The organism is Actinomadura sp. B10D3, from assembly GCF_039871695.1.
Classification (GTDB): domain Bacteria; phylum Actinomycetota; class Actinomycetes; order Streptosporangiales; family Streptosporangiaceae; genus Spirillospora; species Spirillospora madurae.
This window is the reverse complement of sequence record NZ_JBDPLY010000015.1, coordinates 170,638-190,301: the sequence shown is the minus strand read 5'-3', so window position 1 is coordinate 190,301 and position 19,664 is coordinate 170,638. Positions and strand designations below refer to the sequence as shown.

The 19,664-nt window shown below is 70.6% G+C and carries 20 protein-coding genes, 1 tRNA gene and 1 pseudogene; 6 read left to right on the top strand and 16 right to left on the bottom strand.

Annotation, left to right across the window (positions count from 1 at the left end; all coding sequences use genetic code 11):
* Positions 1–118: 118 nt before the first annotated feature.
* The 5 genes and pseudogenes from ABGB11_RS23235 to ABGB11_RS23215 form a co-directional block, all read right to left on the bottom strand.
* Positions 119–586 (bottom strand): annotated as a pseudogene (locus tag ABGB11_RS23235) (ATP/GTP-binding protein); the annotation flags it as partial.
* Positions 567–932 (bottom strand): DUF742 domain-containing protein, encoded by a 366-nt coding sequence (locus ABGB11_RS23230; RefSeq protein ID WP_347635987.1) that lies wholly within the window; start codon positions 930–932, stop codon positions 567–569. The gene ABGB11_RS23230 and the pseudogene ABGB11_RS23235, both read right to left, overlap by 20 nt.
* Complete coding sequence (locus ABGB11_RS23225) at positions 919–1,365, bottom strand: roadblock/LC7 domain-containing protein (protein ID WP_347635986.1); 447 nt, start codon at positions 1,363–1,365, stop codon at positions 919–921. The genes ABGB11_RS23230 and ABGB11_RS23225 overlap by 14 nt, the downstream gene beginning before the upstream one ends.
* A 27-nt stretch (positions 1,366–1,392) precedes the next feature.
* Complete coding sequence (locus tag ABGB11_RS23220) at positions 1,393–2,751, bottom strand: ATP-binding protein (protein ID WP_347635985.1); 1,359 nt, start codon at positions 2,749–2,751, stop codon at positions 1,393–1,395.
* 226 nt (positions 2,752–2,977) lie between these two features.
* Complete coding sequence (locus ABGB11_RS23215) at positions 2,978–3,553, bottom strand: GAF domain-containing protein (RefSeq protein WP_347635983.1); 576 nt, start codon at positions 3,551–3,553, stop codon at positions 2,978–2,980.
* Positions 3,554–3,785: 232 nt separating this feature from the next.
* On the opposite strand from ABGB11_RS23215, the gene ABGB11_RS23210 reads away from it, so the two are divergent.
* The 3 genes from ABGB11_RS23210 to ABGB11_RS23200 all read left to right on the top strand — a co-directional run bounded on the left by ABGB11_RS23210 (position 3,786) and on the right by ABGB11_RS23200 (position 7,832).
* Positions 3,786–4,793: a DUF4331 family protein gene (locus ABGB11_RS23210; protein ID WP_347635982.1), complete on the top strand. Its 1,008-nt coding sequence runs from the start codon at positions 3,786–3,788 to the stop codon at positions 4,791–4,793.
* A gap of 57 nt (positions 4,794–4,850) precedes the next feature.
* Positions 4,851–6,698, top strand: a complete 1,848-nt coding sequence (locus ABGB11_RS23205) for a helix-turn-helix domain-containing protein (RefSeq protein WP_347635980.1) — start codon at positions 4,851–4,853, stop codon at positions 6,696–6,698.
* A 159-nt stretch (positions 6,699–6,857) separates the two neighbouring features.
* Positions 6,858–7,832 (top strand): hypothetical protein, encoded by a 975-nt coding sequence (locus tag ABGB11_RS23200; protein ID WP_347635979.1) that lies wholly within the window; start codon positions 6,858–6,860, stop codon positions 7,830–7,832.
* 48 nt (positions 7,833–7,880) lie between these two features.
* On the opposite strand, the gene ABGB11_RS23195 is transcribed toward ABGB11_RS23200, so the two are convergent.
* The 3 genes from ABGB11_RS23195 to ABGB11_RS23185 all read right to left on the bottom strand — a co-directional run bounded on the left by ABGB11_RS23195 (position 7,881) and on the right by ABGB11_RS23185 (position 8,684).
* Entirely contained in the window at positions 7,881–8,015 is a 135-nt protein-coding gene (locus ABGB11_RS23195) for an SAM-dependent methyltransferase (protein ID WP_347635978.1), read from the bottom strand.
* On the bottom strand, positions 8,012–8,359 hold the full coding sequence (locus ABGB11_RS23190) for a TetR-like C-terminal domain-containing protein (protein ID WP_347635976.1): 348 nt from the start codon (positions 8,357–8,359) through the stop codon (positions 8,012–8,014). Before ABGB11_RS23190 ends, ABGB11_RS23195 begins: the two co-directional genes overlap by 4 nt.
* Positions 8,360–8,611: 252 nt before the next feature.
* Positions 8,612–8,684 (bottom strand) — tRNA-Arg (locus tag ABGB11_RS23185).
* A 131-nt stretch (positions 8,685–8,815) separates the two neighbouring features.
* On the opposite strand from ABGB11_RS23185, the gene ABGB11_RS23180 reads away from it, so the two are divergent.
* A complete protein-coding gene (locus ABGB11_RS23180) occupies positions 8,816–9,253 on the top strand; it encodes a hypothetical protein (RefSeq protein WP_347635975.1) in 438 nt (145 codons plus the stop codon).
* Positions 9,254–9,335: 82 nt separating this feature from the next.
* A complete protein-coding gene (locus ABGB11_RS23175) occupies positions 9,336–10,379 on the top strand; it encodes a D-alanyl-D-alanine carboxypeptidase family protein (protein WP_347635973.1) in 1,044 nt (347 codons plus the stop codon).
* On the opposite strand, the gene mscL is transcribed toward ABGB11_RS23175, so the two are convergent.
* The 8 genes from mscL to ABGB11_RS23135 all read right to left on the bottom strand — a co-directional run bounded on the left by mscL (position 10,376) and on the right by ABGB11_RS23135 (position 18,700).
* A complete protein-coding gene (gene mscL, locus ABGB11_RS23170) occupies positions 10,376–10,789 on the bottom strand; it encodes a large conductance mechanosensitive channel protein MscL (protein ID WP_347635972.1) in 414 nt (137 codons plus the stop codon). The genes ABGB11_RS23175 and mscL overlap by 4 nt on opposite strands.
* A gap of 95 nt (positions 10,790–10,884) precedes the next feature.
* Positions 10,885–11,505, bottom strand: coding sequence for an SAF domain-containing protein (locus ABGB11_RS23165; RefSeq protein WP_347635970.1), 621 nt, complete (start codon positions 11,503–11,505; stop codon positions 10,885–10,887).
* Positions 11,502–12,329: an S-methyl-5'-thioadenosine phosphorylase gene (locus ABGB11_RS23160; protein ID WP_347635969.1), complete on the bottom strand. Its 828-nt coding sequence runs from the start codon at positions 12,327–12,329 to the stop codon at positions 11,502–11,504. Before ABGB11_RS23160 ends, ABGB11_RS23165 begins: the two co-directional genes overlap by 4 nt.
* A gap of 158 nt (positions 12,330–12,487) precedes the next feature.
* Positions 12,488–14,614 (bottom strand): MMPL family transporter, encoded by a 2,127-nt coding sequence (locus ABGB11_RS23155; protein ID WP_347635967.1) that lies wholly within the window; start codon positions 14,612–14,614, stop codon positions 12,488–12,490.
* A gap of 329 nt (positions 14,615–14,943) precedes the next feature.
* Positions 14,944–15,309 carry an FmdB family zinc ribbon protein gene (locus tag ABGB11_RS23150; RefSeq protein ID WP_347635965.1) on the bottom strand — a complete coding sequence of 122 codons (366 nt, stop codon included), beginning with the start codon at positions 15,307–15,309 and terminating at the stop codon, positions 14,944–14,946.
* Between the two features lie 158 nt (positions 15,310–15,467).
* On the bottom strand, positions 15,468–16,952 hold the full coding sequence (locus ABGB11_RS23145) for a potassium/proton antiporter (RefSeq protein WP_347635964.1): 1,485 nt from the start codon (positions 16,950–16,952) through the stop codon (positions 15,468–15,470).
* Positions 16,953–17,055: 103 nt separating this feature from the next.
* Positions 17,056–18,045: an NAD(P)-dependent oxidoreductase gene (locus ABGB11_RS23140; RefSeq protein ID WP_347635962.1), complete on the bottom strand. Its 990-nt coding sequence runs from the start codon at positions 18,043–18,045 to the stop codon at positions 17,056–17,058.
* A gap of 73 nt (positions 18,046–18,118) precedes the next feature.
* Entirely contained in the window at positions 18,119–18,700 is a 582-nt protein-coding gene (locus ABGB11_RS23135) for a 5-formyltetrahydrofolate cyclo-ligase (protein WP_347635961.1), read from the bottom strand.
* Positions 18,701–18,733: 33 nt separating this feature from the next.
* Between ABGB11_RS23135 and galU the strand changes: the two genes are divergently transcribed.
* On the top strand, positions 18,734–19,660 hold the full coding sequence (galU, locus tag ABGB11_RS23130) for a UTP--glucose-1-phosphate uridylyltransferase GalU (protein ID WP_347635959.1): 927 nt from the start codon (positions 18,734–18,736) through the stop codon (positions 19,658–19,660).
* The last annotated feature ends 4 nt before the right edge of the window (positions 19,661–19,664 follow it).

The following is a 19,664-nucleotide window of genomic DNA, read 5'->3' as shown; positions in this document are numbered from 1 at the left end:
TGCCCCACCAACGCCGCCGCGTCCAACAACTCACGATCGATCCGGCTCTCACCCTGCACACCAAAATTCTCCCAGCCGGGCACCGCCCGGCTGGGAGAATCCACAGGATTGTTCAGCAGACTCCTAGGGCGAGACGTACCTCTTCCGGCGTGTAGCGGTATCCGCCGTCGAACTCGTTCACCGCGACGAGGAACTTGATGCCCCGGCTCTCGAAGAAGTCGATGACCGAGAAACCGTCGGCCAGGCGTCCCGCGTCGGCCACGACGATGGCGCCCAGGGCTCCGGCGGACAGCTCGTCCCACATGAACCAGAAGCGCTCCTGCCCGGGCGTGCCGAACAGGTAGAGCACGATGTCGTGCTGAGGAAAGGTGATGCGGCCGAAGTCGAAGGCCACGGTGGTCGTGGACTTGTCCGTCCTTCCGCCGAGGTCGTCGACGCCCGCACTGGCCGTGGTGATGACCTCTTCGGTGTCGAGCGGATCGATCTCGCTAACGGCGCCGACGAAGGTGGTCTTTCCGGCGCCGAAACCGCCCGCGATCAGGATCTTGACCTGTACGGGCGCTACGTCAGAGTCGTTGTAGACCATCGAGCAATGCCTCCAGTAGGGCCCGGTCTTCGGCGCCTGACAGTGGGGACGAGACCCGGGTCGACATGGCCCCGCGGTCGATGAGATCCGCGATGAGCACCTTGGTGACGCCCAAGGGGAGGCGTACGTGCGCGGCGACTTCGGTGACGGATATGGGGGTGTGGCAGAGCCGCAGCACTCTGACGTGCTCGGGGTCCATCTCGGGAGTGGGGCGGCCGGTGGCGACCACCAGGGAGAGCATGTCCAGCCGCACGGTCGGATGGGTACGGCCCTCGTTGACCGTGTACGGACGGATCAGCGGGCCGGCGTCGTCGTCGAGCCAGACCTCCTCATCACCGGCTGCCATTTCGACGGCTTTCGTTGACCGGGGCGGAGAACGACGGGCGCACCGCCGTTTCCAGGAAGGGCTGGACCGCCTTGATCAGCCGGGCCATCTCCATCCCGACGACGGCCGGGTCGGCCTCGGCCCTGGCCAGGACGGCGAGAACCGAGTTGAAGCCGGCCCAGGAGATGAACAGCTGGCTGGACTCCAGTTCGGCCACGACCTGGCGGACCTTGTTGCCCCCGTCGAGTTTCGTGCCGGCGGACCGCGCCATGGAGAACAGCCCGGAAGCGAGCGCGGCGAGATATTCCGAGTTGGCGCGGTCGAGGCCGTAGGCGGCCTTCGTGATCCCGTCGGAGGACAGCAGCACGCTGCCCCTGATGAGGGGGACCTGCTGGGACAGACCTTGCAGCAGCCAGGCGAGATCCGAGGCCTGGTTGGGAGAGACAGAGTTCACGGGGTGCTCCTCACCGAGTTTCCTGCGCTATGCACCGGCCTCGCCGGTCCGGTCCGCCGAGTCCGCCTCCTCGCCGCTGCGCATGCCTTGCTTGAACGCGGCCATGAGCCGGTGGTTGTGGCCGATGTCCGCGGCGTCGTCCCGTGGGGCCGGGGCATCGGCGAGTTCGGGCGACAGATTCGCCTGCGGGCGGCGTCTCGGCAGTTCCGGACGCTGGCCGTCATCTGCGAGAGGACCGGGAGCGGACGAAGGCACTGGTGCCTCTACCGGCTCTGTCGGCCGAGGGACCGGCGCGGCGGGTTCGGGCGGCGGCGCCGCCGGGCGTGCACCGGCCCGGGAACCCGGCTGGTCGACCAGCTCGTTCGGGATCACGATCACGGCCTGGGTGCCGGCGAACATGTTGGTCTGCAGCCTGACGGCGACCTTGTGGCGGCGCGCGAGGGCCGACACCACCAGCAGCCCGATACGGCCGTCGCGCACCAGCTCGTCGGCGTCGAACCGCTCCGGGTCGGCGAGCAGGTCGTTCAGCCGCCGCTGGGTCTCCCGCGGGATGCCGAGGCCGCGGTCCTCGATCTCGACCGCCACGCCGGCCGTCACGGGTTCCACCCGGAGGACGACCCGGGTGTGCGGCGGCGAGTACTTGGTGGCGTTCTCCACGAGCTCGGCGAACAGATGGATGAGGTTCGCCACCGCGGCACCGTCCAGCGACCCCTCGACCGGCGGGATGATCTTGACCCGGTTGTAGTCCTCGACCTCGGCGACGGCCGAGCGCAGGACCTCGTAGACCGTCACCGGCCTGCTCCATTGGCGCCTGGACGCGGTGCCGCCGATCACGGCGAGGCTCTCGGCCTGGCGGCGCAGGCGCGTGCTGAGGTGGTCGACCTTGAAAAGGCCCTTGAGGAGGTCCGGGTCCTCGACCCGGTTCTCCAGCTCGTCGAGTTTCTGCAGCGCGCGGTGGGAGAGCGTCTGCATGCGCCGGGCGAGGTTGACGAAGATCTCCAGCCGCTGCGCGGGGGCCGCGGGCGGCACCTCCCTCGGGCCCTGCTCCCTCGGGCCCTGCTCCCTCGGGCCCTGCTCCCTCGGGCCCTGCTCCCTCGGACCCTGGGCGATCACCGCTTCGAGTTCGCCCAGCCGCCGCCGCAGGTTCTCGTTCTCGGACGCCGACCGCCCGAGGACCTCGTGCTCCCGCCGTGTCGCCCTCTCCGCCGCGACGACGGCGCCGCACACGACGGCCACCGCGCCGGCGGCGGCGAGGACCATGGTCGCCGCGGCCGCCCGGGAGAGGGGGGCGAGGACGGTCAGGACCGCCACCGCGGCCGCTCCCAGGCAGGCGACGAGGACCGCGGGGACGACGGAAAGGTAGAGGTGCGACGAATGGAAACTCACCGGGCGGTGCTCGCCGTTCTCGGTATGCCGGCGGTGGCGTCCGTCTCCGGTTCCTGCGGAAGGGGCGGAGTACATGAGCTTCTCGGGCATCGATGTCCTTGGTGACGATGTGACCGGTGCGGAAGGCCCCCCAATTCGCGGCCGTCGACGCATGTGACCTGTCCCCGTGGCCGGTTACCGGAGCGGTGCGGCCCGTGCGCCCTGCGACCGGACCCGTGCATCGTTTCTAGGAGGCGGCGCCGGGGGGATATCCGTGCCCGTTCTGCAGTTGCGCCCGACGGTGGATCCTTTCCACGAGTTCGGTCGCACGGGCCTTGATGAAGGAAACGTCCTGCGTGCCCCAGTCGTGGGGTTCGGTGTCCACGACACAGATCGTGCCCAATGTTCCGGACTGGTCGATCAGCGGGGCGCCAAGGTAGGCGCGAACGCCGATCTCGTCCACCACCGGGTTGCCGGCGAAGAGGTGGAAATCCTTGACCTCGTTCACGGCCATCGCATGGCGGCGCGTCACCACGTACATGCAATACCCGTGGTCGCATGCCATGGCCCGGAACGGGTCCGTCGCCGGGTCGACGCCACGGTCGAGAGAGGACGGGTACAACCCTGCGAAGTACTGCCGCTCGGGGCCGATGAGGTTGACCATGGAGAACGGGGCGTTCAGCGATCGCGCCAACTCACGGGCGAACTCGTCGAACTCCGGATCGGGCTCCTCGCGGAGGCCCAACTCGCGGAGCCGCACGGCGCGGCGGGGCGCCTCCTCGTCCAGGGGGGTCACTAGGCGGAAGGCGTGGCGGAGGGTCATCACGGGCTCCTGCGCGAGATCGCGTGTATGAATGCGCCGGGAGCATAACGCTACATAACGCCTTCGAACACTCTGGATCGGTCCAAATCATCATGGCGCGACTGATTCAGCATTTCGAAACCGGACGCCCGCCTCGCTGTGCGAAGTGTTTCTAGCGCATCCCCGGCGACGGTCCTACCATGACCGCCTGCTTTGTGAAGGAACGCCCCCGACACCCCGCGATGGAGCATTAGTGTCCCACCATCTCGATTCGCCGCTCGCTCGGCAGGATCCACGTCTGGACATCTCCGACGTGTACGTCTTCCGTGGCGGCACGGGAACCGTCTTCGTGATGAACGTGAATCCATTGTCCGGCGATGGAGGATTTCACCCGGAGGCTCGATACGAATTCAGAATCGATACGGATGGCGACGTGGTCGAAGACCGCACCTACGTCTTCACCTTCGCGCAACGCGACCCTGATGGCGACCAGGCCTTCGAGGTCCACCAGGTCGACGGCGCCGCGGCGCGCTTCCGCAACGGCGCCGGAACGCTCATAGCCCAGGGCAGGACACGACAGGAAGTCACCGGAACGGATGGCGCGCAGGTTTGGGCCGGTCCGGCCGCGGACCCGTTCTACATCAACGGCGCCGTCGTCGGAGCCGTCAAGGAAGCGGTCGCGAACGGCACACCGGTCGATTTCGCCGCTGCCGACGACTCTCAGGCGGCCAACCTGTTCGCCGGCACGAACGTCTGGACCATGGTCCTGGAAATTCCCGACGGAGCCTTCGACGGCGCCGAGATCGGTTTCTGGGGGACGACCGCGCTCGCGACCGACGCCGGCGGCTGGCGCCAGATCAACCGGTGCGCGAAGCCGCTCGTCAACACCATCTTCCACCCGGACGACTCGCAGCGGGCCAGCGACTACAACACGACCCACCCGGCCGAGGACAAGCTGATCTACGGCCCGCTCGTGAGCGACCTGGTCGCCAAGGCCGCCGCGGCGATGCGCACGGCCGACGATCCGCGGGCGCACGCGCAGCGGGTGGTCGACGCGATCTTCCCGGACGTCCTCCACTACCGGATCGGGACGCCGGCGAACTTCGGCTTCGCCGCCCGCAACGGTCGCGGGCTGACCGAGCCCACACCGGAGACGATGTTCGCGCTGGTGCTCAACAAGGCCGTGCCGCTCGGGATCGACGCCGGTTCCGCCGCGGGCGTCCCGCGCCCGGGCTTCCCTTACCTCGCGCCTCCCGTGTAAGACCGGTCCGCACGGGACCATGTCCCGTGCGGACCACGAGCGAGCGGAAGAGGTTCCATGGTGCCCACGCTCGGCGCTCTCCTGGAACACCCCGAGCTGGGGTTGCGCCTCCTCACCGGGGAGGCCGGGGGAATGTCGGAGGTCGAGTCGGCGCTCCTCGTCGAGGGCGCCGACCTGGCCGTACGGTTCGACCCCGCCCCCGGCGTCCTCCGGCGGGTCCTCCCCGTCCTGTCGCTGTCCGCCGAGTCGGCGCCCGAGGAGATCGACGGCGCCGTGCGAAGACTCGGCGACATGGGTTCCGCGGGCGTCGTCCTGGCTCCCGCCCTCCGGGACGTCCGAGAACCCGATCTCCGGGCGTTGACCGCGTCGGCCGACCGTGCCGGCATACCGCTCCTGGTCACGCGCATCCCCTCCACCCAGGCGTGGACGCGGATCATGGCGGTCATCAGGGAGGACCGGGCGCGCGCCATCGACGACTACCGGGAGATGCATCGGGAGGCGATGCATCCGAACGGCCTCGACCACCTCCTGCGCTGGTTGGCTCGACGCGTGGCCGGACACGTCGTGCTCCTCGACCGCACCGGCACGCCACGGCACGCCTTTCCCGGACTCCCGGAGGACGTCCTCGACCAGGCGCGGGGCGAGATCCGACTCGTGCTGCGCGGCTCGGCCGGGGCGGCCGAGGCGAGTCTCGCCTCAGGAGTCGTGAACGTCCAGCCGGTCGGTACGCCGGACAACGCCGGCGTCCTGGTGGTGACGCGGGGCAGATCGTTTCCCCCGCCCACGCGCTCCTTGATAACGGACGCGTCCCGGCTCGTCGGTTTGTGCTGGCGCGCCGAGGAGGACGCCCGCCGCGGGCGACGAGCGACCCAGGCGGACGTGTACACCAGGGAGGCCGTCCTCCACCTGCTCATGACGGGCAATGTCCAGGGCGCCCGCCGCGTCGCGGGCGCGATCGGGCCGAGCCTCGCGGATCAGGTCCGTCTTTATGTGATCGAAAGCCCCCCGAAAGAGCGTGGCGTATTGGTCGCCCATTGCGAGGAGACGTCGGAAGGCCGGGCATGGATCGTCCAATGCCCTGTCTACAGACGTCACATCATCGTTCTCGCACCGGCCACGGATGGCGCCGACCCGATGGAAGAGGTTCTTCAGGACTTCATCCGCCCATCGAACGGCATCAGTATCGGAGGTAGCGAGATCGTCGCGCTCCGCGACCTGGCATCGGGCTACGGACAGGCGTTTCACGCGCTCGCGATGGCACGCGGACAGGGCACGGGCTACGCGCGATTCAGCCCGGGTGGAGACCTTGCCGCGCTATTGCGTCCCCACGCCCGCGAATGGGCGGAAGCGACGCTCGAACCGCTCTCCGCCTACCGCCCCAAGCGCCCCCAAGATCCCGGCGCACCCGAACTGACCGCGACACTCCGAGCATGGCTGGACTTCGACGGCGGCGCGGCGCGCCTGTTGAAGATCCACCGCAACACCCTGGTCGCTCGGCTGCGGCACATCGAAGGGCTCTTCGGACGATCGCTCCGCGACATGGAAACGCAGGCAGGCCTTCACCTGGCACTGCGCATCCTCGACGGCCCGGAAGGAGACGGCGACCAGTTGCCCCTCGACGCGCTACTGGACGATCCCGTGATCCGCCAATGGGCCCACTTGCAACTTGCCCCACTTATGGAACACGAACCCAGGCCATACCTGAGAACACTCCGCGTATGGCTGGCCAACAATGCGCGCATCGAACCGGCCGCGTCGGCACTCGGCATCTCGGTACCCGGTGCGCGAAAGCGGCTGACCCGCGTCGAGACGTTGCTCGGCCGCTCCCTGTTGAACGGCCCATCGGCACGCTACGACCTATGGTTCGCCCTGAAGGTCCACGACTCCCAGGCCGTCTCCGAATAGCCGTCGCGCACCAGCCCGGCGCCCGGCAGAGCGACCCGCATCACGGTTGGGTGTACTCGATACCCATCGCCGCCGGCACCTCATAGCCGACTCAGATGGGATCTCGGTGACGTGCCGGTACCGCAGGCAGAGGTCCGCAGCCTCTGCCAGGATTCACGGGTGAGTACGGAATTTGCCGACAAGTCAGCAGAGATGTTCACGGCTCTGGCCGATGGAGAGACCGGTGCGTTCCGGTCCTTGCTGCGCCAGGTCTTCCGGCTGTCACCGCAGGTGCCGCTGGAGGAACGCACCGCCCTCTCGAACGAGATCGCGCCACTGCTGTCGGCCGAGGACGGCGAGCTCGAACTGGTCGCGGACCTCGCCGTCCTGGCGGGCGCGCTCGTCGAGGGCGGAGTGCCCGCCGGAACGGCCGGCGTGCAGGTCATGCGGATGCTGCATTCCTGGGCCGGATCCACCGATACCGTCCGGGAGCCCGGGGGACGGCACAGTGTGGCCCGCCGCCTCGGCCTGGCCGCCAAGACCATGCTCACCGGCGCCGATGTCCGCGCGGCCGTTCGCGCCGACAAGGGCATGCTGATCGACCTCCAGGTCGCCGCCGCGCGGCTGCGCCGCAACGTGAGCGAGTTCCAACCGGTCGACGGGCTGCTCAGGATGACCGCGGCGGTCGGCGCCCTGGTCCTGGACCGCCGGTCGGGACGCGGGTTCCGGGTGGCCTTCGACGGTGTCTGGAGCAACTACCAGCTGCACACCCTGCTCGCCGACGCCCTCATCGGCGACGAGGGCCGCGGTCTCGACGGCGAACGCCTCTGCTCCGACTGCGTCGCGGTCGAGAGCGGCCGGCGGCAGCCCTTCTCCTGCGGCAGCGGAGAGCTGTCCGAGGTGTGGTCCCTAGGGGATTACGAGGGAGGCCCGGTCTTCCTCGACGGCACACCCGCCGACACTCTCATGCTCGACGGCGAACGCGTCATCGTTCTGGATGCGAAGGAGTCCGCAGGAGCGTCCTGGCGGCCCGGCGACCACTCCTACGAGCTGGTCCGCGCCGAGCTCACCGTGCAAGCCGAACTCCTCCCCGAGGAGACGACCAGCCTGTGGTCCCGTATCGCGCTGCCCGCGGTAGCCGGAGATTCCGCCTGAAAGGCCAAGGCGTGCCGACCCTCCCTGGAACGGGCGCGGTCAGTGGAATCAGCGCTTGCGCGCCAGACCACAGTAAGTGATCAGGTCGTCGTCATATCCGGGAGTCTCTGGGCTGGTGCGCCACCGATGCACTTGGACGAGGCCGGGCTCGACCAGATCGGTGCCGTCGAAGAACCGGGTCACTTCTGCGTGGGAACGCAACCTGAACGGGACGGCTGAACGCTCGTTGTACACGCGGGTGAATTCGTCGGACGATCCGGATCGATGTCACTGGCGCCATGTGAATTCGCCAGGTGACTACCCGACGGCACCGCGTCGAGCGGCTCGGCGTGCGCGTCGTAGCCGGGGAACGGCGGCTTGAACAGCAGTTCGTATCGGTGCGGATGCTCGCGCGCCCATTGGCGGTAGGCGTGGGCCAGCTCGCGCATCCGCTGCTCGGCACGGCGGTGGCGGGTGCTGCCGGCGGCCGCGCGGGCCAGCGCGTCGCGCAGGTCGTGGTAGGCGTCGATCACCAGTTCGTTGAGCAACGCGGCCGATGATCTACGTGGCCGACCATGCCCCGTCCGGCATGTGCGAGCAGCTCCGCGGTGAGGGGCCGCCAGGCGACGGGGTCAGCGGCTCAGGCCTTCCCCATTGACCTACTGAAGTCGCACATCGCCGCCGGTGACGAGGACAAGATGCGCACAAGACCGATTCGGACCGTGCACAACCCCACAGAGCAGGAAGCCCCCGGCCGACGTCAGCGCTGGTCAAGGGCGTATTAACACTGATGATCTGGGCGCCTCCGGCAGGATTCGAACCTGCGACACCCGCTTTAGGAGAGCGGTGCTCTATCCCCTGAGCTACGGAGGCGTGTCGTCGCTCGCGGGTAGAGCGTAGCGGACGGCACCTACAGGGTAGGGGAAGGGGACGGTTGAGTGCTCCTTCTTATGGGGTGCGGGACTCTAGGCCCCGCGGGGGCTGGGTCGGTACGCTTCGGTGCCGTGACCGGACGGCATCGTGAGCAACCCAAGGATCTTGCTGCCGAGGGCGAGGTGGAGGCGGGCGCTTCTCGTGGCAGGCGGGTCGCCGTCGTCGTGGCGGTGTTCGCGGTGCCCGTGCTGGTGGCGTCCGTGGTCGCGTTCGGGCTGCGGGACGAGCCGGTGCGCGAGCGGCCGGAGACGGCGGGGACGCCCGCGGGGGACGTGCGGCCGACGCAGGGGGAGCCGACGTTCGGGACGTACGTGCCGCCCGAGTCGGAGCCGCAGGTCGCGACGAAGCCGCCGAAGCGGGCGCCGGCGCCGCCGGTGCGGCCGCGGCGGACGGCGAAGCCCACGCCCTCGCCGACGCCGCCGCGGGCGCGGCGGCCGTGCCCGGCGGGGTGGGAGGACGTCTGGTGGATGCGCCGGTGGTGTGAACGGCAAGGTCACAGAGGTCGCTGAACCAGTTACGCACAGGTCATCGTAGAACCTGTAGTAGCGTTCTGCCGCTGTTCCGCATTCGGGCATCAGGAGGAATACCACCGTGCCGAACCCCCGGTCGGCGGCGCTGACCGCGGTCTTCCTGGTGACGGCGCTGATCTTCCCGCACGGCGTCGCACACGCGGCCGCGGGCCGGGCCGACTCACTGGAGTCGCTGCGGCGCGAGGCGTCGAAGGCGCGTGCCGAGCTGGAGAAGGCCACGAAGTCGATGGAAGGCCGGCAGAAGGACCTCGCCGCCTCCCAGGAGAAGCTGCGCGCCACGCTGAAGGATCTCGCCGGGGCCGAGGCGGAGCTGAACCGGATCCGGCAGCCGCTCGCCAGGCTCGCGAACACCTCCTACCAGCAGAGCGGCGCGGCCGGATCCATGGCGATCTTCGGTGGCGGCGATCCGAGCCAGGCGCTGCGGTCGACGGCGGACGTGACGCTGATCGCCAAGTCGCAGCAGGAGCTCGTGGAACGTGCCGACGAGCTGCAGGACCGGCGGCAGCGGCTGGCCTCCACCGCGCAGGAGCTGCAGTCGAAGAACGCGGTGGAGCAGACCCGCCTCCAGCAGGAGGTGGACGGGCTGAAGACCAAGTCGGCGCAGCTGACCAAGCAGCTCAACACGATGCTGGACAAGCTCGACGTGTCGCGGCAGCGGCGGCTGGAGCTCGGCTGCGACAAGGGCCTCGCCGCGGACGCCAAGAAGTTCCCCAACGGGCTCATCCCCGCGAAGTACCTGTGCGCGCTGCCGCAGAAGGGCGGGCACAAGCTGCGCGCGGACGCGGCGCTCGCGTTCTACAAGCTGAACACGGCCTACAAGCGCCGGTTCGGGCGCGACATGTGCGTGACGGACGCGTACCGGAGCCTGTCGGAGCAGCATGCCGTGTACGCGCGGCGCCCCGGTTTCGCGGCCGTTCCCGGGACGAGCAACCACGGCAAGGGGCAGGCGCTCGACCTGTGCGGCGGGGTGCAGACGTCAGGGTCGGTCCAGTTCAACTGGATGGAGTCGCAGGCCGGGAAGTACGGCTGGATCCATCCGTCGTGGGCCTACAGCAACCCGTTCGAGCCCTGGCACTGGGAGTTCGGAACGGAGAAGTACTCCTAGGCGGGAATCTCGGTGGCGGGGACGACCTCGGCGGTGCAGTAGCGGCAGCGGCGCGCCTTGATCGGGATCTCGCTGAGGCACTGCGGGCACCCGCGCTCGGTGGCCTCCTTGCCGCGGTCCATCCGCTCGATGAGCTTGGTAGTGGGCAGCACGACCAGGAAGTAGACGATCGCCGCCGTGATGAAGAACGCGATCGCGGACGTCACGAAGATCCCGTAGGGGAACGCGGTGCCGTTGATCGTGACGGACAGCTTGGTGTAGTCGGGCTTGCCGCCGATCAGCGCGATCAGCGGGGTGATGAAGGAGTTCGCGAAGTCCTTCACCAGGCTCGCGAACGCCGCTCCGACGACGAACGCGACGGCCAGCTCGACCAGGTTCCCGCGGATGAGGAACTTCTTGAACCCGCTCATGGGTGCTCCAGGGGGTCGGGGGGTGCCGTGGGGGCACCGGAACGGCTACGGATCGTAATGAAGGGGTGGCGGATTCGCCAAGCCGGGCGCGGCCGTCAGTGCCCGGTGATCGTGAGGGCCAAGGGCGCGCCGGCACCCGCGAGAGCCACGGCCTGGGCCTTGTCGGTGGCCAGCACCACCAAGGCCCCTTCTTGGCCGCCGCGGTCGCGCGGTCTCGGAACCGCGACCACCGGGACGCCGGACACCACGACCCGGGCCTCGCGCCCCCACGCGTCCGGTGGCGGGCCGTCCGGCTGAGCGGAGCCCGGCGGGACGGCCAGGACGTCGATGCGGTCGCCGGGCCGCAGGAGCCGGACGGCCCCCGCGTCGGCCATCCGGACCGGTGTGGCGACCGTGCCGGGCCCCTGGCCGCGCAGCAGCCCGTCACCGACGACGCGGGCGTCGGTGAGGGGCTCGCCCTCGCGCATGGGGCCGGCGAGGACGCGTCCCGCACCGCCGGAGCGGAGGGCGCCGGCCGGGACGGCATCCGGCGGCAGGGCGATCGGCCGCAGGTCGGACGCGGTCAGCGCCCGCCCGGCGGGGAGGTCGCGGGCGGCGCCGAGGACCCGGACGGACGGCGGCGGCCCGGGACGCAGCGCCACCAGCGCCAGCCCGGCGGCGGCCGCGGCGAACAGCGCCGCCAGCGGTCGCCGCAGCCGGGCCGAGCGGACGCTCACGGCAGTTCTAGCGGGAGCTTGATGCCGTCCAGGACGTCGGGGCAGGGGCAGGAGCGTTCGGCGGGCAGCGCCTTCACCACGTCGGCGACGAGGCCGCGGAGCCGGTCGATGTTCTCGCCGAAGACGCGGAGCACCTCCTCCATCGTGACGCCCTCGCCCTCCTCGATGCCCGCGTCGAGGTCGGTGACGAGGCAGAGGGAGGTGTAGCAGAGCGCCAGCTCGCGGGCGAGGACGGCCTCCGGGTGGCCGGTCATCCCGATCAGCGTCCAGCCCTGGGACGCGAACCACTGCGACTCGGCCCGGGTGGAGAACCGGGGGCCCTCGATGACGACGAGCGTGCCGCGGTCGACCGGGTCCCACCCGGACGCCTGCGCGGACGCCACGGCGGCTTGGCGGCCCGCCGGGCAGTACGGGTCGGCGAACGAGACGTGGACGGCGGCGCCCTCGTCGTAGTAGGTCTGCGGGCGGCCGGACGTCCGGTCGGCGAGCTGGTCGGGGACGGCGAGCGTGCCGGGCCCGTACTCGGGGGTGAGGGACCCGACCGCGCACGGTGCCAGCACCTGCCGGATGCCGAGGGCGCGCAGGGCCCACATGTTGGCCCGGTAGGGGATCCGGTGCGGGGGGAACCGGTGGTCGCGGCCGTGCCGGGGGACGAACGCGACGCGGCGGCCCGCGAGCTCGCCGATCGCGATGGGGTCGCTCGGCGGGCCGTAGGGGGTGTCGACCCGCACCTCCTCGATGTCGTCGAGGAAGGAGTAGAACCCGGAGCCGCCGATGACCCCGATCTCGGCGGCGGGCTGGGACGCGGAAGGCTGAGTGGACATGCCGCCGACACTAGCCACCCGGGGGCCGCCCGCAGCAGCCCGTCCGCCGATTGTGGATAACTCCGCCGGCGGCGGGCCGGGAGACGGCGAAGGGGTCCGGCGCGGAGCCGGCCCCCTCCCCTTCCCCGTCCCGGCCGGAGCCGGGGGTCAGCGGCGCGTCAGCCGACGGGATCGAGCACCCGGGACTCGGCCGTGGGCGCCTCTTTGGCGAGCCGTCCCGGCGTCCAGATCCGCCGCCCGATGTCGTACGACAGGGCGGGCAGCAGCAGCGACCGGACGACGAGCGTGTCGAGCAGGACGCCGAACGCCACCGCGAAGCCCATCTCGACCATGAACGTCAGCGGGAGCGTGACCATGGAGGCGAACGTGGCCGCGAGGACCAGCCCGGCCGAGGTGATCACGCCGCCGGTGACGGTGAGGCCCCGCTGGATGCCGCGGCGGGTGCCGAGGGACTGCGACTCCTCCCGGACGCGGTGCATCAGGAAGATGTTGTAGTCGACGCCCAGCGCGACCAGGAAGATGAAGGCCAGCAGCGGGAAGCCCGAGTCGGTCCCCTCGAACCCGAAGGCGTGCTCGAAGATCACCGCGCAGGCTCCGAGCGAGGCGAGGAACGACAGCACCACGGTGCCCATCATCAGCAGCGGCGCCACGACGGCGCGCAGCAGCGCGATGAGGATCAGGAACACCACCGCCAGCACGATCGGGATGATCACCTTGTTGTCGCGGGTGGAGGCGCGCTTGATGTCGAGCTGGGTCGCGGTCATGCCGCCGACCTTGGCGTCCGCGGACGGGACGCCGTGCGCCGCGGTCCGCAGCCGGTCGATGGTGCCGCGCGCGGCCTCGCTGTCGGCCGCGTCCTTCAGCGTCGCCTCGTACTTGACCAGGCCGTTCGCGGTGGCCGGCGGGCCGACCTCGGCGACGCCCGGCGTCCCGCGGACGGCCTGCGCGAGCTGGTCGGAGGCGGCGGCCTTGCCGATGACGACGGCCGGGGCGCCCGATCCGGCGGGGTAGTGGCGCGCGACGACCTCGGAGCCCTTCACCGAGTCGGGCTTGCCGGTGAACTGCCCCGCGTCCGAGATGCCGTCCGCCTTCAGCGAGGTCAGGCCGAGCGTGAGGACGATGAGGCCGAGCATGCTCGCGGCCCAGATCACGCGCGGGCGCCTGCCGACCAGGCCGGCCACGCGGTTCCACACGCCGTGCTCGGCCTCGTAGGACTCGGGCTTGAGGTACTTCTCGTCGTACCGGGGGATCAGCGGCCAGAACAGCCAGCGGCCGAAGATGACGAGCAGGGCCGGCAGGAGGGTCGTCATGGCGGCGAGGGCGGTGATGACGCCCGCGGCGGCCACGGGCCCCATGCCCGAGGTGGAGTTCATCTCGGCGAGCAGCAGGCACAGCAGCCCGACGGCGACGGTGGCGGCGGAGGCGATGATGGCGGGCGCGGCGCGGTGCAGCGCGTAGGCCATGGCCTCGTGCCGGTCCTCGTGCCGGTGCAGCTCCTCCCGGTAGCGGGCGACGAGCAGCAGCGCGTAGTCGGTGGCGACGCCGAAGACGAGGACGGTCAGGATTCCGGCGCTCTGCCCGTTGACGGTGAGGTCCGCGTACTTGGCGAGCAGGTACACCGTCGACTGGGCGAGCCCCAGGGCGAAGACCGCGCTCAGTACTGGGACGAACCAGAGAAGGGGGCTGCGGTAGATGAAGAGCAGCAGGACGATGACGACGAGGCCGGCGGCCATGAGCAGGAAGCCGTCGAGGCTCTCGAAGACCTTGAACTGGTCGGCGCCACCGCCCGCGGGTCCGGTGACGTGGGAGGTCAGGCCGGGAGGCCCGCGCTCGGCGAGGTCACGCGCGTCGTCGACCGCGGCGATCAGGTCCACGTCCGTCAGGGGCACCAGCGTCTGGAGGGCCTTGCCGTCCTTGGACGGGAAGGGGCCCTGCACCTGCTGCGCGCCCGGCAGCTTCGTGAACGCGGCGGCGTCCGAGGCGGCCTTCGCCTTGTCCGCCGGGGTGATGCCGCCGGACCGCTCGTAGACGACGACGGCGAGCATCGTCTCGTCCTTGCGGAACCGCTCCTCCAGCTCGACGACCTGGGTCGATTCGGCGCCGGACGGCAGCCAGGCCGCCGCGTCGTTCTCCTCGACGTCGCCGAGCTTGCCGGCGAGGGGGCCGAGGGCCGCCAGCAGGACGATCCACAGGGCGAGGACGGCCCATTTGGTGCGCCGTCCGGCGATCAGTCCGGCCAGGCGGTGTGACCGGGAATTGGGGGGAGCCGGGCTGGGTGCGCTCATGGTTCCTCCTGTGTGCACAGGGCGATGTCCGAAAGACGAGATATATCGTGTCTGCCGTAGAGTCTCTCGACTCCCGAGAGATGTCAAGTACTATCGCGAAATCGCGAGGAGAGAACCGTGCGGGCCCCCAGGTCGTCTCCCATCCCCTCAATGGTCGCGAAACCGCACCTCTCCGCGCCTCCGGCGAGAGGAGGGAACGCGGCTACCCCCTTCGGGTCACAAAAAAGCCGCCGCCTACACCGGAAGTTGTAGGCGGCGGCGTCAGAGCACCACGGAAGCCGGGGGATCCGCGCGGGGATCCCCCGGTGGGCGTACGGGAACCGGGAAGGTCAGGCGACCTTCTCGGACGAGGAGGAGGACGACGTGCTGGAGGACGAGGCGCTTCCAGACGACGACGTCGAGGAGTCGGAGGACGACGAGGACGACGAGGACGAGTCCGACTTGGCGGAGTCGCCTCCCGAGGAGCCGTTGGACGAGCCGTTCGCGGACGCCCCCGCGGTCGAGGACGGCGTGCCGGAGCCGCGGCTGTCGGTGCGGTAGAAGCCCGACCCCTTGAAGATGATCCCCGCGGCGGAGAAGACCTTGCGGAGCTTGCCGGTGCACGCCGGGCATTCGGTCAGCGCGTCGTCGCTGAACTTCTGCACGACCTCCAGAGGCTCGCCGCACTCGGTGCAAACGTACTGATACGTCGGCACGGTTCCTCCTAGCTGACGCAACCCGGCCGAGACCGGACTGGCACTCACTCTGAACGACTGCTAATGGTACCGGTGTCTCGAACAGGATTCGTCCCCGGGATGTTCCCTGGCCGTCCCCGGGATGCTCCCCGGCCGTCCCGCCCCGCCCGAGCGCTCGTTCAGGCGCCCGTCTCGCCGAACCAGCCCGCCAGCCTGCCCTTACGGCTGACCGCGCGCAGCCGCCGCTCCGTGGTATCGCGCACGGCGGCGGTGGTCACGACCAGGAGCGTGTCACCCGCCTGCAAGGGCGTGGACGGTTCGGGGACGAAGCTCGTCCCGCCCCGCACGATGAGCGTGACCGACGCGCCGGGAGGCAGCCGCAGCTCGAAGATCTCCACGCCGTTCAGCAGCGAGTCCTCGGGGATCCGGACCTCCAGCAGGTCGGCGTGCAGTTCCTCCAGCGGCGCCGCCTCGACGCCCAGCTCGCGGGTCTGCTCGTCGCTCTTGAGCCGGCACAGGCGCGCCGCCAGCGGCAGCGTCGGCCCCTGGAGGGCGGTGAACACGACGACGATGTTGAAGACGAGCGCGAAGATCCGGTCGGCGTTCTCGACCTCCGCCACCATCGGGATGGTGGCGAGGACGATCGGGACGGCGCCCCGCAGGCCGGCCCAGGACGCGAACAGCTTCTCGCCCCACGTCAGCTTGAACCCGATCGTGGACAGCACGACCGACACCGGCCGGGCGATGAGCAGCAGCACGAAGCCGACCACGAGCGCGGGCAGGATCTGCGCGGGAAGGTCGCCGGGGTCGGCCAGCAGGCCGAGCATCACGAACAGCCCGATCTGCGCGAGCCAGCCGACGCCCTCGGCGAAGCCGCGGGTCGCCGGGCGGTGCGGGAGCCGCGCGTTCCCGAGGACGAGCGCGCTGACGTAGACGGCGAGGAACCCGCTCGCGTGCAGCAGGGAGGTGGCCCCGTAGGCGACGATCGCCAGCGACATGACGGCGATGGGGTAGAGGCCCGACGCGGGCAGCGCGATGCGGCGCAGCGCCTGCGCGCCCAGCCAGCCGATGGCGACGCCCATGATGGCGCCCGCGACCAGCTCGTACACCATCACGCCGAGCAGCTCGGCGAGGTTGGGCGCGCCGCTGTGGGCGCTGAGCGCGATCACGATGATGACGACGGGCGCGTCGTTGAAGCCGGATTCGGCCTCCAGCAGGCCGGTCAGCCGGGACGGCAGCGGCAGCCGCCGCAGCACCGAGAACACGGCCGCCGCGTCGGTCGGCGCGAGCACCGCGGCCAGCAGGAACGCGGGCTGCCAGTCCAGGCCGACGAGCCACATGGCGGCGAGCGCCACCACCACGATGCTGATGAGCGTGCCGAGGGTGGACACGCTGACCGCGGCGGGCACCGAGTGCCGGACGTGTCGCCAGCTGGTGGTGATGCCGCCTTCGGCCAGGATCAGGACGAGGGCGGCGAAGCCGAGCGTCTCGGCCAGCTCCGCGTTGTCGAACTGGATGTGGAGGGGGCCGGACTCGCCGATGAAAAGGCCGAGGCCCATGTACGCCAGCAGGGTCGGCAGTCCCGCCTTGTGGGACAGCCTGACCGCGACGATGGCGCTGAGTACGAGCGTGGCCCCGAGGAGTAGCCAGATGTCGAGGTGCACATCCCACCCTTCGGGGTCGTCAAAGTTGATCGTTTAGGAATCCTACAGATTCATCGGCAAATCGCATATTTACGGTTGAGGGATGGCGCGTCGCGGAGCGTGGCTAACGGCGTTTGACCTGCGGTTTTACCCCGTTGACCACGTTCTGCACGTTTCGTCCCTGGATGGCCGCGGTGACGTTGTCCTGCACCATCGCGACCAGGGTGAGCTGGGACTGCACGGACGCCCCGGCGGCGTGCGGCGACAGGAGGACGTCCTCGTGGGAGCGCAGCGGATGCTCCTGCGGGAGCGGTTCCTCGTCGAACACGTCCAGGGCCGCCCCAGCCAGGCGTCCCGAGTCCAGAGCGGCCAGGACCGCGTCGTCCGGCGCGATCCCTCCGCGCCCCACGTTCACCAGCATTGCCTTGTCCGGCAGCAGGGCGAGACGGTCCGCGCCTATCAGCCCTCTGGTCTCGTCCGTCAGCGGCAGTGCCAGGACGAGGATGTCGGACGTCGCCAGGAGGTCGTCCAGCTCGCGGTACGTGGCCACGGCCTCGGCGCGCTTCCGCCTCGTCCAGTACGAGACGGTGCAGCCCAGCGCGGTGAACAGCCGCGCCGCCTCGGCGCCGATCGCCCCGTACCCCACGATGCCGACGCGCTGCGCGTGGATCTCGCGGGGCCGGCGCCCCGCCATCTCCATCTGCGGCCACCCGCCCGCGCGCACGGCCCGGTCGCCCCACGCCAGGTTGCGGCACAGCGCGAACGCCGCGCCGACCGCCCATTCGGCGACCCCCCGCGCGTTGAAGCCGGCCGCGTTCGCCACCGGCACGCCCGCGGCGGCCAGCGCGCCGACGTCGATGCTGTCGGTCCCGACGGCGGGCATCTGGACGAACGACACCCGGCGCGCCGCGGCCACGGCCTCCGCGTCCAGGGCCAGCCGGCCGGTGAAGTCGCCGATCACGATGTCGGCGTCCGGGAGCGCGGCGAGGAGGGCGGTGCGCTCCCTGGCCTCGGGGAACACCACCTCGGCGTCGTCCCCCAGCGGGGCGAACAGACCTCGGACGATCTCCTCCGCGATCGGGGGCAGGGAGAGGATCCGCCAGGGCGCCGTCATCTCGAACCTCCTGTCAGGCCGTCCGCGACCGCGGCCCCGCCCGCGATCTTGCCTCCCTCACTCTACGAGCAGGTCACGGCAGCCGGGCCAGCCCCCCGGACGGCGTCACCACGGCCCGGACGCGCTGGTCGTGCGGCTCGGCCGGAAGGCGCGGCACCAGCTCGCCGTCGTACAGGAGCGCCACGGTCAGGATCGCCGGGCCGACCCGCGCCAGCGCCCGGTCGTAGGAGCCGCCGCCGCGCCCGAGCCGCAGGCCCGTCCGGTCGACGGCCACCGCGGGCACCAGCACGACGTCCGCGCTGGCCACGGCCCCGGGACCGCGCGGCGGCTCGGACGGCTCCAGGCACCCGCGTGCCCCGGGGACGAGCGAGTCCGGCCCCTCGTAGGACGCCCAGTCGAGATCGTGGTCCGGGAGCAGGCGGGGGACCAGTACGTACGTGCCGCGCTTCCACAGCGCGAACAGCAGGCTGCGCGTGTCCGGTTCGGTGCCGATCGACACGTATGCCGCGACGGTCCCGGCCATCTCCAGTTCCGGGACCTGCAGCAGCGCGTCGCGGATCGGCCGCGCCGCCGCAGCACGCCGATCGGGCGGCATCGCCGCACGTCGGCCCAGCACTTCGGCCCGCAGGCCGCTCTTCGAATCGATGTCGTGCACGCTGAGGTCCTCGCGGATGACTAGGGTCTGTACATGGCCGACTCTGCACCAGTGCTCAAGGCGGTCGTCCCCGCGGCCGGCCTCGGTACCCGATTCTTGCCCGCGACCAAGGCGACTCCCAAGGAAATGCTGCCGATCGTCGACAAACCGGCGATCCAGTACGTCGTCGAGGAGGCGGTGGACGCCGGGCTCTCCGACGTCCTCATGGTCACCGGACGCAGCAAACGGTCCATCGAGGACCACTTCGACCGGGCGTACGAGCTGGAAGAGGCGCTCCGGGCGAAGGGCGACGACGAGCGGCTGGACGCCGTGCACGAGTCCAGCGACCTGGCGATCATGCACTACGTCCGGCAGGGCGAGCCCAAGGGCCTCGGGCACGCGGTGCACTGCGCCCGCCAGCACGTCGGCCACGAGCCGTTCGCGGTGCTGCTCGGCGACGACATGATCGACGCCCGCGACAAGCTGCTGCGGCGGATGATCGAGGTCCGCGCCCGGTACGGCGGCAGCGTGATCGCGCTGATGGAGGTCGAGCCCGACCAGGTCTCGGCGTACGGCTGCGCGGCCATCGAGGCGACCTCCGAGGACGACGTCGTCCGCATCTCCGACCTCGTCGAGAAGCCCGCCGCCGAGGAGGCGCCGAGCAACTGGATCATCATCGGCCGGTACGTCTGCGACCCCGCGGTGTTCGACGTCCTGGAGAAGACCCCGCCGGGGCGCGGCGGCGAGATCCAGCTGACCGACGCGCTGCGCACCCTCGCCGACATGCCCGCCGACCAGGGCGGAGGCGTCTTCGGGGTGAAGTTCCGGGGCCGCCGCTACGACACCGGCAACAAGCTGGAGTACCTGCGGACGGTCGTCCAGTTCGCCGCGGAACGCCCCGACCTGGCGCCCGAGTTCCTCCCGTGGCTGCGCGAGTTCGTCCAGAAGCAGGACGGCGTGGGCGGCGCGGGGAACCAGTGACGGC

Excerpts from the sequence above, each read along its gene's own strand:
- ABGB11_RS23230 (WP_347635987.1), bottom strand. The coding sequence starts at position 932 with ATGGCAGCCGGTGATGAGGAGGTCTGGCTCGACGACGACGCCGGCCCG.
- ABGB11_RS23215 (WP_347635983.1), bottom strand. The coding sequence starts at position 3,553 with ATGACCCTCCGCCACGCCTTCCGCCTAGTGACCCCCCTGGACGAGGAG.
- ABGB11_RS23205 (WP_347635980.1), top strand. The coding sequence starts at position 4,851 with ATGGTGCCCACGCTCGGCGCTCTCCTGGAACACCCCGAGCTGGGGTTG.
- mscL (WP_347635972.1), bottom strand. The coding sequence starts at position 10,789 with ATGAGCGGGTTCAAGAAGTTCCTCATCCGCGGGAACCTGGTCGAGCTG.
- ABGB11_RS23160 (WP_347635969.1), bottom strand. The coding sequence starts at position 12,329 with ATGTCCACTCAGCCTTCCGCGTCCCAGCCCGCCGCCGAGATCGGGGTC.
- ABGB11_RS23155 (WP_347635967.1), bottom strand. The coding sequence starts at position 14,614 with ATGAGCGCACCCAGCCCGGCTCCCCCCAATTCCCGGTCACACCGCCTG.
- ABGB11_RS23140 (WP_347635962.1), bottom strand. The coding sequence starts at position 18,045 with ATGACGGCGCCCTGGCGGATCCTCTCCCTGCCCCCGATCGCGGAGGAG.
- galU (WP_347635959.1), top strand. The coding sequence starts at position 18,734 with ATGGCCGACTCTGCACCAGTGCTCAAGGCGGTCGTCCCCGCGGCCGGC.